Origin of the sequence: Pseudomonas sp. LAIL14HWK12:I1, from assembly GCF_003202095.1 — a bacterium.
GTDB classification, from domain to species: domain Bacteria; phylum Pseudomonadota; class Gammaproteobacteria; order Pseudomonadales; family Pseudomonadaceae; genus Aquipseudomonas; species Aquipseudomonas monteilii.
Genome location: NZ_QJKG01000011.1, coordinates 145,870 through 158,126, shown reverse-complemented (window position 1 = coordinate 158,126; position 12,257 = coordinate 145,870). Strand labels below are relative to the sequence as shown.

The following is a 12,257-nucleotide window of genomic DNA, read 5'->3' as shown; positions in this document are numbered from 1 at the left end:
ACACCCGGCGGCCGAACGACGGCTGCCGGGCATCGCCCGCCAACTGTACTGACCCGCTATTCGCATGCAGATGAACACGCTAAAGTCAGAGCCTCCCCTTTTGTCGGACGTCGGCATGCCCTCCCGCGACCTGCGCTCACTGCGCCAACACGTCGAAGCCCTTCAGCGGCAGAACGCGCAACTGGAATCCCAGCTTGCCAGCCTCCAGGACCACGATCAGAACTTCTACCGTTCGTTGTTCGACACCATGGACGAAGGCTTCTGCATCATCGAGTTCTTCGACGGCCCGCACGGCCCGCTCAGTGATTACGTGCATGTACTGGCCAACGCGGCCTACGCCAAGCACGCCGGCATCCCCAACGTGGTCGGGCAAAAGCTGCGCGAGATGGTGCCCGATGAAGCCGATGACTGGGTAGCCCGCTATGGCGCAGTGCTGCGCACTGGCGAGCCCCTGCATTTCGAGCAGGAACTGGTCGCTACCGGCCGTGTGCTGTCTGTTACCACCTTCCGCGTGGAGCCTGCCGAGAAACGCCAGGTAGCGGTGTTGTTCAAGGACGTTACCGAACGCCGTCGGGCAGAGCAGGCCCTGCAACGCCTGAACGAAGAACTGGAGCAACGGGTAAGCGCTGCACTGGCAGAGCGACGACTGTTCGCCGAGCTGGTCGACCACAGCGTGGTCAATGTGCATGTGGTCGACAAAGACATGCGTTGGCTGGCCATCAATCGCCAGGCGAAACATGACTTTCAACGGTTGTTCGGGCGTACGCCTGAAACTGGCGATTACTTGCCAGACCTGATCGACGATGAGCCAAACGTTCGGACATTGAGCTTGTCCATGTGGCAGCGTGCCTTGGCAGGCGAGCAATTCGTCGAGATCGGGACATTCGGCAAGGCGCCCGAGCAATACCATTACGAACTGCGTTTCAATGCCTTGCGCGACCAGGATGGCGAAATACAAGGCGCTTTTCTGTTCGCCTATGACATCAGCGAGCGCGTACAGGAGCAGAAGCGCCTGGCCAAAGCCGAGGAAGCCCTGCGCCAGGCGCAGAAGATGGAAGCCGTGGGCCAGCTCAGTGGTGGCATCGCCCACGATTTCAACAACCTGCTGGGCGGTATTCTGGGCGCGCAAGAGCTGATGCGCCAACGCCTGAACCAGTCACGCTTCGACGCCATCGAGCCATTGCTGGAGCTCTCCAGCGGCTCGGCTCAACGGGCTTCTTCGCTGGTGCACCGTTTGCTGGCGTTCTCACGCCAGCAGACCCTGCAGCCCTGCTCAACGCAAGTGGCAACATTGGTGGCTGGCATGGAAGAGCTGTTACGCCGCACCATTGGCCCGGCCATCACCCTGAGCAGCCGGTTTGCCTGCGAGCTATGGCCAACGTTCATCGACCCACCCCAACTGGAAAGCGCCCTGCTCAACGTGTGCATCAACGCGCGCGACGCCATGCCAGGGGGCGGCGTTATCGATATCGTCGGCGACAACCTGCTGCTTGACGCGGTACAGGCCCAGGCGCTGGAACTGCCCGCCGGCGAATACGTGCGACTGAGCATCATCGACAACGGCAAGGGCATGTCGGCGGAGGTGGCCAAGCGTGCCGTAGACCCCTTCTTCACCACCAAGCCCATGGGCCAGGGCACTGGCCTGGGTTTGTCGATGACTTACGGGTTCGTGCGCCAATCGGGTGGGCAACTGCGCGTACTTTCGACGCTGGGTGAAGGCACGCGCATCGAGCTGCTTTTGCCCCGCCACTATGAGCACCCCAAGCCGCCTGCCCCCAAACCGCAGCGCAAGGTACTGGAAAAAGAGAGTGCAGTGGCGCGGCGTATCCTGTTGATCGAAGATCAGACGGCCTTGCGCCTGGTGGTTTGCGAAGTGCTGGAAGAGCTGGGTTACCGGGTTGATGCATTCGAGGACGGCCCAACTGCCTTGGCCTACCTGCAAAACGGCGAACGGCCAGACCTGTTACTGAGCGATATCGGCTTGCCCGGCGGCCTGAATGGCCGCCAGGTGGCTGAGCGCTGCCGCGAGCGCTACCCGGACCTCAAGGTGCTGTTCATCACCGGCTACGATGAAAGCGCGGCGCTCAGTGACGGCCAGTTGCTACAAGGCACGCTGGTGCTGACCAAGCCGTTTGAACTGGAGGTGCTGGCCGAGCGGGTCCGCACCCTGCTTCAGGATTGACGGGCGCGCTCAGCGCCCGCCACCCAGGTCGATGAAGCTGCCCGTGGAGTAGGATGCCTTGTCAGACAGCAACCAGAGAATGGCTTCGGCCACTTCTTCAGGGCGCCCGCCCCGGCCCATGGGCAAGCCGGGTTCCAGCTTGCTGACGCGGTCCGGATCACCGGACAGCGCATGGAAGCCGGTGTGAATGTAGCCCGGGCGAACGCCATTGACCCGCACGCCCTCGCCAGCCACCTCTTTGGACAGACCAATGGTGAAGGTATCGAGTGCGCCCTTGGAGGCGGCATAGTCGACATATTCGTTGGGCGAACCCAGGCGTGCAGCCACCGATGACACGTTGACGATGGCCCCGCCCTGCCCGCCATGCCGACGTGCCATGCGCAGCAGGGCGTGCTTGGCGCAGAGCATGGGGCCGACGACATTGGTTTTCATGACCTTGAGCAGGCGAAACTCGGACATATTTTCCACCCGGCTTTGCTGGCCGATGGTGCCGGCGTTGTTGACCAATGCGGTGACCGGGCCGAGTTCATCATCAACGCGCTGGAACAGCTGGATGATTTCATCCTCGACGCTGACGTCGGCGCGCACGGCAATGGCCTCGGCGCCCAAGGCGCGGACCTGGCCCAGGATATCTTCGGCGGCCTGCTCGTCGGTGTGGTAGTTGATGCAGATGCGGTAGCCCTGACGGGCGGCCAGCAACGCCGTGGCGGCGCCGATGCCACGGCTGCCGCCGGTGATGACGATGACTTTTTCCATGGATCTGCCATTCGTTCCGGGGAGGGAGAGCCGACAATAGGCGAAATAGCTGTGCGTGGGAATGACCAAGGTCAGGTCAACCCACTCCTATGTTCGCAGCCGTCTTCGGCACCAAGCACTAGAAAGCGAAGCCCTGTCCCAACTCGCTCTCCATCCACTCCAGAAACCGCCGCACTCGCGGGAAGCTGGAATGAGCCCTTGGGAAAACGAGATGGTGCGCTGCCACAGGGACTCGCAACGCATCGGGTGCGACTTCGACCAGCGCGCCAGAGAGAAGATACTTGTGAGCGAGAATTGAACTTTCGAGCGCGAAACCAAGGCCGTGGCTCGCGGCCTCCAAGGTCATGTAAGAGCGGTCAAAACTCAATGCATAAGGTTTCTCAGGGCGCTCCAACCCATGTTGAGCGAACCATTGTGGCCATTTGAGCAGGGTGGCCTCGGACAGAATAAGGTCTTGGCTCAGCAGGTCGCGTGGATGTGAGACAGCACGCTTGGCAAGCAGGCCCGGTGACGCCAGAACAGTGAACGTCTCATCGCGTATCGTGCGGACTTCATAACTTGGCCAGTTCGGTGTGCCGTGGCGGATATCAACATCAATCTTGTCCCGGCTGAAGTGCAAGGACTCGTACGAACAGGAGAGGTTGATCTGGATATCAGGATGCGCCAGTCGAAACGCCTCCAGCCTCGGCATGATCCACAAAAGACCAAAACTGGGTGACGAGTGCAGCCGCAGGCAATCAAGGCTGACGTCGCTCGCTGCACGCTCGGTGGCAATTGCCAGGCTATGGAGCACACCCGAAATTTCTTTCAAGTACTGCTCGCCTACCGGTGTAAGCCTCACACCGCGAGCCTCTCGAATGAACAACTGGCGACCGATCATTCCCTCTAGATTGGCGAGTTGATGGCTGACAGCTGAAGGCGTCAAGTCAAGTGTCTCGGCAGCGCGCGCTACATTGCCGAAACGTGCGGTCTGTTCAAAGCACTGAATTGCCCTCAACGGTGGAATGACGGGTATCGCATCGGCAGTGACTTTCATGCATCGGCTTCCGCTGTAGATATTGACCTTGCTTGGAAGACGCATTCAATCATTGGCCATCGCGCAATGCGAGCCATGAATTTTCTTCAGCAACGAGTGATTTTTACCTTATTGCTCGGCCTGCACCTGAAGAACAAGCTGCGCCTATCGATTCAGGTGAATCGAACCCATAAAAATAATCAGAGGTTTCACTCATGCTTCTTCAAGGAAAAGTCGCCATCATCACAGGCGCAGCATCGGCACGTGGTATCGGACGAGCCACTGCCACCACGTTCGCACAACAGGGTGCCCGCGTGGTTATCCTGGACCTGGATGAATCCGCCGCTCGCGACGCTGCCGCCGCGCTTGGCGAAGGGCATCTGGGGCTCGCTGCCAACGTCGCCGACGAAGCTCAAGTGCAGCATGCCGTAGCGCAAATCATTGAGCACTTCGGCCGTATCGACGTGCTGGTCAACAACGCAGGCATCACTCAACCGTTGAAGATTCTGGACATCAAGCACAGCGACTATGACAAAGTGCTGGACGTAAGCCTGCGCGGCACATTGCTGATGTCGCAGGCAGTGATCCCGCACATGCGCCAACAGCAATCCGGCAGCATCATTTGCATGTCGTCGGTATCGGCGCAGCGCGGCGGTGGCATCTTCGGTGGCCCACACTACAGCGCAGCGAAAGCCGGCGTGCTGGGGCTGGGTAAAGCCATGGCCCGTGAGCTGGGCCCTGACAACGTGCGGGTAAACTCGATTGCACCCGGCCTGATCCACACCGACATCACAGGCGGCCTGATGCAGGACGAGCGCCGCCACGCGATCATCGATGGCATCCCGCTGGGTCGCCTGGGTGAAGCACAGGACGTTGCCAACGCTGCGCTGTTTCTGGCCAGCGACCTGTCCTCCTACCTGACAGGCATTACCCTGGATGTGAACGGCGGCATGTTGATCCACTGATGACCGGCCGGATGTAGTTGCGCTGGCCTGTCGGCTGGCGCTGTTCTGAATCGACGTTACAGCCGTTAGCTGTCAATAAAAACAAGAGATCAGACCATCATGACAACCCTGTCTCTGGAGGCGGTCGTCAGCGTCCGCGCCAACGCGTATCGCAAAACTGCCTGGCGATTGATGCCGTTCCTGATGCTGTGCTACCTGTGTGCTTATCTGGACCGCGTCAACGTTGGCTTCGCCAAGCTGCAAATGATGAACGACCTGTCATTGAGCGAGGCCGTCTACGGCCTTGGTGCGGGCATGTTCTTCCTGGGTTATTTTCTCTGCGAGGTGCCCAGCAACCTGATCCTGCATCGGGTTGGCGCTCGGCGTTGGATCGCTCGTATCATGATTTCCTGGGGCATCATCTCTGCCCTGTTCGCCTTCGTCGAAACGGCCTGGCAGTTCTATGCGTTGCGCTTTTTGCTCGGCATTGCCGAAGCGGGCTTGGCACCAGGGCTGTTGCTGTACCTGACCTACTGGTTTCCCTCCTACCGCCGCGCAAGAATGACGGTGCTGTGGTTCGTGGCGATCCCCCTGTCGGGCATGGTTGGGGGGCCGATCTCCGGCTGGATCATGAACAGCTTTGCAGGCTTCCATGGCTGGGCCGGCTGGCAGTGGATGTTCGTTCTCGAAGCCATTCCGACTGTCATCGTTGGCCTGTTGGTGCTGGCCTACCTGAAGGACGGCGTGCATCAGGCAACCTGGCTCACGGATGATGAAAAGGCGCTGGTCAACAAAGAGTTGGCCGAAGACAACAGCTGCAAGGTCACCCACGCCTCACCTCGTGAGTTCATCCGGGATCGCCGCTTGTGGCTGCTGGCGTGCATCTACTTCTGTGTCGTGATGGGCCAGTACGCTATCACCTTCTGGCTGCCGACACTGGTGCGCAACGCAGGCGTATCCGACCCCTTGCACATCGGCCTTCTGACCAGCCTGCCGTACATCTGTGCAATTGCTGCCATGTTGCTCATGGGCCGCAGTGGCGACAAACACCGCGAGCGCCGCTGGCACCTCGTCGTACCGATGATCGCCGGTGCAATCGGCCTGACGCTGGCAACACTGATGGGCGGCAACCTGTTGCTTTCGATACTGAGCCTGTGCCTGGCGGCTTCAGGCGTGCTGTCGGCTTCCTCGCTGTTCTGGATGCTGCCCACCACGCTGCTGGGCGGCGTGTCGGCGGCGGCCGGTATTGCCGGAATCAACAGCTTCGCCAACCTCGCCGGGTTCTGCTCGCCTTACCTGATCGGCTGGATTACGACCACAACCGGGTCCAGTGCCATCGGCATGTACCTCATCACCGCCGTACTGCTGGTAGGTGCCTGCCTGGTGTTGCGCATCCCTGCCGCTTCGGTCAATCGCTGAGTTAATTGGAGTTTCCCGAATGACTGCTCAACCCTCACCCACCACACTGGCGGCGCTGACAGAGCGCGCCTACAACATTCGTCACCATGCCCTGCGCATGGGCCAGGTTCAGGGCCAGGGCTATGTCGGCCAGGCGCTAGGCGCGGCCGATCTGCTTGCGGTGTCTTACTTTCACGCACTGCGCTACCAGCCTCATAACCCGGAATGGGAACAGCGTGATCGCTTCTATCTATCCATTGGTCACTACGCGATAGCCTTGTACGCGGCGTTGATCGAAGCCGAAGTTATCCCGCTCGAAGAGCTGGAAACCTACGGCTCCGACGACAGCCGCTTGCCGATGTCGGGCATGGCGGCCTACACACCGGGAATGGAAATCACCGGCGGCTCTTTGGGCCACGGGCTGGGCATCGCGGTCGGCGCTTGCCTGGGCCTCAAGCGCAAGAAGTCGGATTCATTCGTCTACAACCTGTTGTCCGACGGAGAGTTGAACGAGGGTTCGACCTGGGAGGCAGCGATGTCGGCCTCGCACTGGAAGCTCGACAACCTGATCGCAATCATCGACGTCAACAACCAACAGGCTGACGGCCACTCAAGCGAAGTACTGGCTTTTGAACCCATCGTGGATCGCTGGCAGGCCTTCGGCTGGTTCACGCAGCGTGTAGACGGCAATGATCTGCAAGCGCTGGTCACCGCATTCGACGCTGCCCGACAACACCAAGGGGAGCAACCAAGAGTGATCATCTGCGACACCAAGATGGGCAAGGGCGTGGACTTCCTGGAGGGTCGCGAGAAAACTCACTTCATCCGCGTTGATGAACACGAATGGGATCTGGCGCTTGAAAACCTTCAGCTCGGGAGCAGCAAATGAGTAGTGTAAATAACCCGGCAACGGGCAAAAAACGTTTGACCACTTCGGCGATGATTGCCTCGATCGCTTCTGAAGGTCAGACGACACGCCCTGCGCCGTTTGGGCATGCACTGGCGACACTGGCCGAGCAACGTCAGGACATCGTCGGGCTGTCTGCAGACCTCTCGAAGTACACAGACCTGCACATCTTCGCCAAGGCCCACCCGGATCGTTTCTATCAGATGGGCATGGCCGAACAGTTGCTGATGAGCGCAGCTGCCGGTATGGCCCGGGAAGGCTTCACGCCGTTCGCGACCACCTATGCGGTATTCGCCTCACGCCGCGCGTACGACTTCATCTGCATGGCGATTGCAGAGGAAAACCTCAACGTCAAGATCGTATGCGGCCTGCCAGGGCTGACTACCGGCTACGGCCCGAGCCACCAGGCGACGGACGACCTTGCGATCTTCCGCGCCATGCCAAATCTGATGATCGTAGACCCCTGCGATGCGCTGGAAATCGAACAAGCCGTTCCAGCGATTGCAGCGCACCAAGGGCCAGTGTACATGCGCCTGCTCCGGGGCAATGTGCCAGTAGTGCTTGACGAATACGGCTACAAGTTTGAAATCGGCAAAGCCAAGAACCTGCGCACGGGCAACGATGTACTGATCATTTCCACAGGCCTGATGACCATGCGCGCCCTCGAAGCTGCCGAGAAACTGAAGGCGGATGGTGTCGACGTTGCGGTGCTGCACGTACCGACCGTCAAGCCGCTGGACGAGCAAACGATTCTGGCTGAAGCGCGCAAACCCGGACGCCTGGTGGTCACGGCAGAAAACGCTTCGATCATTGGCGGCTTGGGTGAAGCTGTGGCCGGGTTGTTGATGCGCAATAGCGTAACGCCGACATTCCGCCAGATCGCGCTGCCAGATGCCTTCCTGGATGCCGGCGCTTTGCCGACTTTGCACGACCGCTATGGCATCTCAACGCAAGCCGTCAGCGCTCAAATCAAGGCTTGGCTTTAAAAGTAGGCCTGACACGGCCACAGCACTGGGGGTAACCCAGGGTTGTGGCCGTGATACTGCGGCTTCAATGCCCTGCCGAAGCCGGTCCCGCCTTGGCGATGAACGGTGGCTTGGCAAACCACACCAGCAAGATCAACCCGGCAAACACCCAGGTCATCAAGGTGAAGTAATCCACCGTCGACATCATGTACGCCTGCCCGTTGAGTATCTGCTCCAGCTGCGCATAGCTTTGCGGGTTGGCCCCGCCCAACTGCTCAAGCGTATGACGCGTTGCCGGGTCGAACTGGCTGATATTCTCGCTCAGGTAAGCATGGTGCTGATCCGCCCGACGAATCCAGATCCAGGTCGTCAACGACGCGGCAAAACTCCCCCCCAGCGTACGCAGGAAGGTCGCCAGCCCCGACCCGTCAGCGATCTGGTGCGGCGGCAGATCAGACAGCAGGATGCTCAAGGTCGGCATGAAGAACAGCGCCACACCAATACCCATGAACAACTGCACCAGGGCCACATGCTGGAAGTCCACCTCACTGGTGAAGCCCGCACGCATATAGCAGCTGGTACCGATCGCCAGGAACGCCAGCCCCGCCAGCACCCGCAGGTCGAACCGGTGCGCATACTTGCCCACGAACGGCGACATGATCACCGGCAGCAAGCCGATTGGCGCCACCGCCAGGCCCGCCCAAGTCGCGGTGTAGCCCATCTGCGTCTGCAACCATTGCGGCAGGATCAGGTTGATGCCGAAGAACCCCGCATACCCCCCGACCAGCACAAGGGTGCCAACCCGGAAGTTGCGGTGCACGAACAGGCGCAAGTTCACCACAGGGTGGCGGTCGGTCAGTTCCCAGATCACGAACACGGCCAGAAACACCACCGAAATCAGGCTGCCGACGATGATGAACGAAGACTCGAACCAATCCAGGTCATTGCCTTTGTCCAGCACCACCTGCAACGCGCCGACACCGATGATCAACGTGAGCAAACCGATGTAATCCATCGGCTGGCGGCTGGTGACCACAGGCCGCGAACGCATCTGCTGACGCACGACGGCGGCGGCGAACAGGCCGATGGGCACGTTGATGAAGAAGATCCATGGCCAACTGTAGCTGTCGGTAATCCAGCCCCCCAGAATCGGCCCGGCAATCGGCGCCACCACCGTGACCATCGCCAGCAGCGCCAACGCCATCCCCCGCTTGGCCGGGGGGTACACGGCAATCAGCAAGGTCTGGGTCATCGGGTACAATGGCCCGGCAACCACCCCTTGCAACACGCGAAAGCCGACCAGCTCCGGCATCGACTGGGCGATACCGCACAGGAACGAGGCCAGCACGAACAGCAGCGTGGCCCAGATGAACAGTTTCACTTCACCAAACCGCCGGCTCAGCCAGCCGGTCAGCGGCAAGGCGATGGCGTTGCTCACCGCGAACGACGTGATGACCCAGGTGCCCTGCTCGTAACTCACCCCCAGGTTGCCGGAAATGGTCGGCAACGCCACGTTGGCGATGGTGGTGTCGAGCACCTGCATGAACGTCGCCAGCGACAGGCCGATGGTGGTCAGCAGCAGGCTCGGCGGCGTGAACTGGGCAGCGGCGTTGTTGCTCATCGCTGGGCCGTCTTGCCGGTTGCGCTGTTTTCGTGAATCAGCCGGGCAATCAGGTCGTCTGCCTCGACCAGTTGGCGGTCGTACACCTGGGTGGTGTAGCTGGCCTGCTGCGGCGGCTGCTGGGCCAGGGCCGGGCCACTCTGGTCGTGCAGGTCGACTTCCACCACCGTGGACAGGCCGATGCGCAACGGGTGGTCCTTGAGCTGGTCAGGGCTGAGGTGAATACGCACCGGCACCCGCTGCACGATCTTGATCCAGTTGCCAGTGGCGTTTTGTGCAGGCAACAGCGCGAATGCGCTACCGGTACCGGCCCCCAGGCTGTCCACCGTGCCGCTGTACTTGACCTCGCTGCCGTACAGGTCGGCGCTGATCTGCACCGGCTGGCCGATGCGCATGTCACGCAGCTGGGTTTCCTTGAAGTTGGCATCGATCCACACCTGGTCCAGCGGGATCACCGCCATGGTCGCAGTGCCCGGTTGCAGGCGCTGGCCCAATTGCACGGTGCGCTTGGCAACGTAGCCGGTTACCGGTGCCACCAAGGTGGTACGGGCATGATCGAGGTAGGCCTGACGCAGGTCGGCAGCAGCAGCCATCACCTCGGGATGCGAAGACACCACGGTGTCATCGACCAGCGCGCTGCTGGTGCTGAGTTGCTGGCGGGCACTGTTGACAGCAGCCTGTGCCACACTCAGGTCGTCGCGGGCATGAGACAGCTCTTCTGCGGCAATGGCACCGCTGTCGGCGAGCACCTTGCGCCGGTTGAAGTCCTGCTGTGCCTTGCGCAATTCGGCCTGGCGGGTTTCCAGCTGAGCCTTGAGCGAGTCGACGTTGCTGTACAGCCCGCGTACCTGCCGCACACTGCGCGCCAGCTTGGCCTCGGCGGACTGCAAGGCCACCTCGCTGTCGGCCGGGTCGAATTGCAGCAACACCTGGCCGGCGTGGACCAGGTCGCCGTCATCGGCACCAATGCTGGTGACGGTGCCGGTGACCAGCGGGGTGATCTCCACCACGTTGCCGTTGACGTAGGCATCGTCGGTGCTTTCGTGCCAGCGCCCGACCAGGCTGTACCAGGCCCAGGTGCCGATACCGGTAAGGATCAGCAACAACACCAGGCCAAGCAGCCAGGCCTTGCGCTTGCGCGACGGCTCGGGCGCGGCGGAGGGAGTCGGGGTGTCTGCGGGAGTGGCCATGACAATACCTTGAATAATTCGTGACAGGGTTCAACGGTCGCCAAAACGGCGGATCGTCAACGGGTCGCCAGCACTGAGCAGCACCTTGGCCAGCAGGCCTTCCAGGGCCTTGAGCTCGTCAGGTGCCAGCACGCCGCACAACTCGTTCATGGCGGCGGCGCCAATTTCCGGCAGGCGGTCGGCCAGGCGCTGGCCGTCGGCGGTGAGCGCCAGGCGCACCTGGCGGCGGTCGTCGGCGCAGCGGTTGCGCACGATCAGGTCCTTCTGTTCGAGGCGGTCGAGCATGCGGGTCATCGAACCGCTGTCCAGGCCCAGGTAGCGGCAAAGCTCGGCCGGGGTGTCTACCTGGTACTGGGTGACGATGATCAGCACCTTGAACTGCGCGGCGGTGACGCCCTCTGATTCAAGGTGCCAGTCGAGAATGCGATCCTTCAGGATCGCTGCGCGGCCGAGCAACATGCCGATGGCGCAGGTCTGGAAGTTTTCGGGGGAAAAATGGGCCATCGGGGGATTGCTCGGGTAATTGTGTGAAAATATTACTGCCTAGGCAGTGAATATCAAAGCCTTGATTAGGTAGCTATGCAAAATTTCATATTTCTGGCTGAAATGCCGCTTCTGTTGGGGGGCGCCAAGGCGGCTAGCGCGCTCGCAAGCCCAATGCCTCCACAGCCCCGCAGGCAATCGCCATGCCCACCAGTTCTGCCAGGCTGCCCGCCTGCAAACGCTTCATCACCCGCCCCCGGTACAGGTCCACGGTCTTTACGCTGATGCCCAGTTGCTCGGCAATCTCTCGGTTGTTCAACCCCTGGGCCAGCGGCACGAACACATCACGCTCACGCGGCGTCAGGCCGTCGATACGCACCTGCACCTGAGCCAATGCCTGATCGCCCTGCCGCGCACGCGTGGCATGCTCCAGCGCGGCCTGCACGCTGTCGAGCAGCAACTGGTCGTTGTAAGGCTTTTCGATGAAGTCGCAGGCGCCAGCCTTGAACGCGCGCACCACGATCGGCACATCGGCATGGCCACTGACGAAGATCACCGGCAGCGCCAGGCCGCGCTCGCGCATCGCCTGCTGTACCGCAAGCCCGCCCAGCCCCGGCATGCGCACATCCAGCAGCACACAGGCAGGCCCATCGTCGACGCAGGCATCGAGAAATGCCTGCCCACTGGCAAACGGCAACGCCTGCAAACCCACCGACTCCAGCAGCCACACCGTCGAGTCGCGCATCCCTTGGTCGTCATCGACCACATACACCTTCGCTTGCACCCTCAACTCCCC

The 12,257-nt window shown here is 61.2% G+C and carries 11 protein-coding genes; 5 read left to right on the top strand and 6 right to left on the bottom strand.

From position 1 onward, the window contains the following. Nucleotides 1-115 precede the first annotated feature (115 nt). Nucleotides 116-2,182, top strand: coding sequence for a PAS domain-containing sensor histidine kinase (locus tag D906_RS23500; RefSeq protein ID WP_025752564.1), 2,067 nt, complete (start codon nucleotides 116-118; stop codon nucleotides 2,180-2,182). Nucleotides 2,183-2,191: 9 nt separating this feature from the next. Here the strand turns inward: D906_RS23500 and D906_RS23495 are convergent, their stop codons facing one another. Next, entirely contained in the window at nucleotides 2,192-2,938 is a 747-nt protein-coding gene (locus D906_RS23495; protein WP_019099734.1) for an SDR family oxidoreductase, read from the bottom strand. Between the two features lie 118 nt (nucleotides 2,939-3,056). Then, a complete protein-coding gene (locus D906_RS23490; RefSeq protein WP_016713894.1) occupies nucleotides 3,057-3,974 on the bottom strand; it encodes a LysR substrate-binding domain-containing protein in 918 nt (305 codons plus the stop codon). 194 nt (nucleotides 3,975-4,168) lie between these two features. Here D906_RS23490 and D906_RS23485 point away from each other — a divergent pair, with 194 nt between their 5' ends. From D906_RS23485 to D906_RS23470, 4 genes are all read left to right on the top strand, one after another. Then, nucleotides 4,169-4,918: an SDR family NAD(P)-dependent oxidoreductase gene (locus D906_RS23485; RefSeq protein WP_016713893.1), complete on the top strand. Its 750-nt coding sequence runs from the start codon at nucleotides 4,169-4,171 to the stop codon at nucleotides 4,916-4,918. 99 nt (nucleotides 4,919-5,017) lie between these two features. Further along, the gene (locus D906_RS23480) at nucleotides 5,018-6,316 is read left to right on the top strand and encodes an MFS transporter (RefSeq protein ID WP_016713892.1); all 1,299 of its coding nucleotides are present in this window, start codon (nucleotides 5,018-5,020) and stop codon (nucleotides 6,314-6,316) included. A 19-nt stretch (nucleotides 6,317-6,335) separates the two neighbouring features. Further along, nucleotides 6,336-7,184 carry a transketolase gene (locus D906_RS23475; RefSeq protein ID WP_016713891.1) on the top strand — a complete coding sequence of 283 codons (849 nt, stop codon included), beginning with the start codon at nucleotides 6,336-6,338 and terminating at the stop codon, nucleotides 7,182-7,184. Next, nucleotides 7,181-8,188 (top strand): transketolase family protein, encoded by a 1,008-nt coding sequence (locus tag D906_RS23470; protein WP_016713890.1) that lies wholly within the window; start codon nucleotides 7,181-7,183, stop codon nucleotides 8,186-8,188. Before D906_RS23475 ends, D906_RS23470 begins: the two co-directional genes overlap by 4 nt. 64 nt (nucleotides 8,189-8,252) lie before the next feature. Here the strand turns inward: D906_RS23470 and D906_RS23465 are convergent, their stop codons facing one another. From D906_RS23465 to D906_RS23450, 4 genes are all read right to left on the bottom strand, one after another. After that, nucleotides 8,253-9,788 carry a DHA2 family efflux MFS transporter permease subunit gene (locus D906_RS23465; protein WP_016713889.1) on the bottom strand — a complete coding sequence of 512 codons (1,536 nt, stop codon included), beginning with the start codon at nucleotides 9,786-9,788 and terminating at the stop codon, nucleotides 8,253-8,255. Continuing rightward, the gene (locus D906_RS23460; RefSeq protein WP_025752571.1) at nucleotides 9,785-10,978 is read right to left on the bottom strand and encodes an HlyD family efflux transporter periplasmic adaptor subunit; all 1,194 of its coding nucleotides are present in this window, start codon (nucleotides 10,976-10,978) and stop codon (nucleotides 9,785-9,787) included. Before D906_RS23460 ends, D906_RS23465 begins: the two co-directional genes overlap by 4 nt. Nucleotides 10,979-11,008: 30 nt before the next feature. Beyond that, nucleotides 11,009-11,482: a MarR family winged helix-turn-helix transcriptional regulator gene (locus D906_RS23455; protein ID WP_016713887.1), complete on the bottom strand. Its 474-nt coding sequence runs from the start codon at nucleotides 11,480-11,482 to the stop codon at nucleotides 11,009-11,011. A 133-nt stretch (nucleotides 11,483-11,615) separates the two neighbouring features. Continuing rightward, complete coding sequence (locus D906_RS23450) at nucleotides 11,616-12,245, bottom strand: response regulator transcription factor (RefSeq protein ID WP_019096661.1); 630 nt, start codon at nucleotides 12,243-12,245, stop codon at nucleotides 11,616-11,618. Between the last annotated feature and the right edge of the window lie 12 nt (nucleotides 12,246-12,257).

Excerpts from the sequence above, each read along its gene's own strand:
- D906_RS23500 (WP_025752564.1), top strand. The coding sequence starts at position 116 with ATGCCCTCCCGCGACCTGCGCTCACTGCGCCAACACGTCGAAGCCCTT.
- D906_RS23495 (WP_019099734.1), bottom strand. The coding sequence starts at position 2,938 with ATGGAAAAAGTCATCGTCATCACCGGCGGCAGCCGTGGCATCGGCGCC.
- D906_RS23490 (WP_016713894.1), bottom strand. The coding sequence starts at position 3,974 with ATGAAAGTCACTGCCGATGCGATACCCGTCATTCCACCGTTGAGGGCA.
- D906_RS23485 (WP_016713893.1), top strand. The coding sequence starts at position 4,169 with ATGCTTCTTCAAGGAAAAGTCGCCATCATCACAGGCGCAGCATCGGCA.
- D906_RS23480 (WP_016713892.1), top strand. The coding sequence starts at position 5,018 with ATGACAACCCTGTCTCTGGAGGCGGTCGTCAGCGTCCGCGCCAACGCG.
- D906_RS23475 (WP_016713891.1), top strand. The coding sequence starts at position 6,336 with ATGACTGCTCAACCCTCACCCACCACACTGGCGGCGCTGACAGAGCGC.
- D906_RS23470 (WP_016713890.1), top strand. The coding sequence starts at position 7,181 with ATGAGTAGTGTAAATAACCCGGCAACGGGCAAAAAACGTTTGACCACT.
- D906_RS23465 (WP_016713889.1), bottom strand. The coding sequence starts at position 9,788 with ATGAGCAACAACGCCGCTGCCCAGTTCACGCCGCCGAGCCTGCTGCTG.
- D906_RS23460 (WP_025752571.1), bottom strand. The coding sequence starts at position 10,978 with ATGGCCACTCCCGCAGACACCCCGACTCCCTCCGCCGCGCCCGAGCCG.
- D906_RS23455 (WP_016713887.1), bottom strand. The coding sequence starts at position 11,482 with ATGGCCCATTTTTCCCCCGAAAACTTCCAGACCTGCGCCATCGGCATG.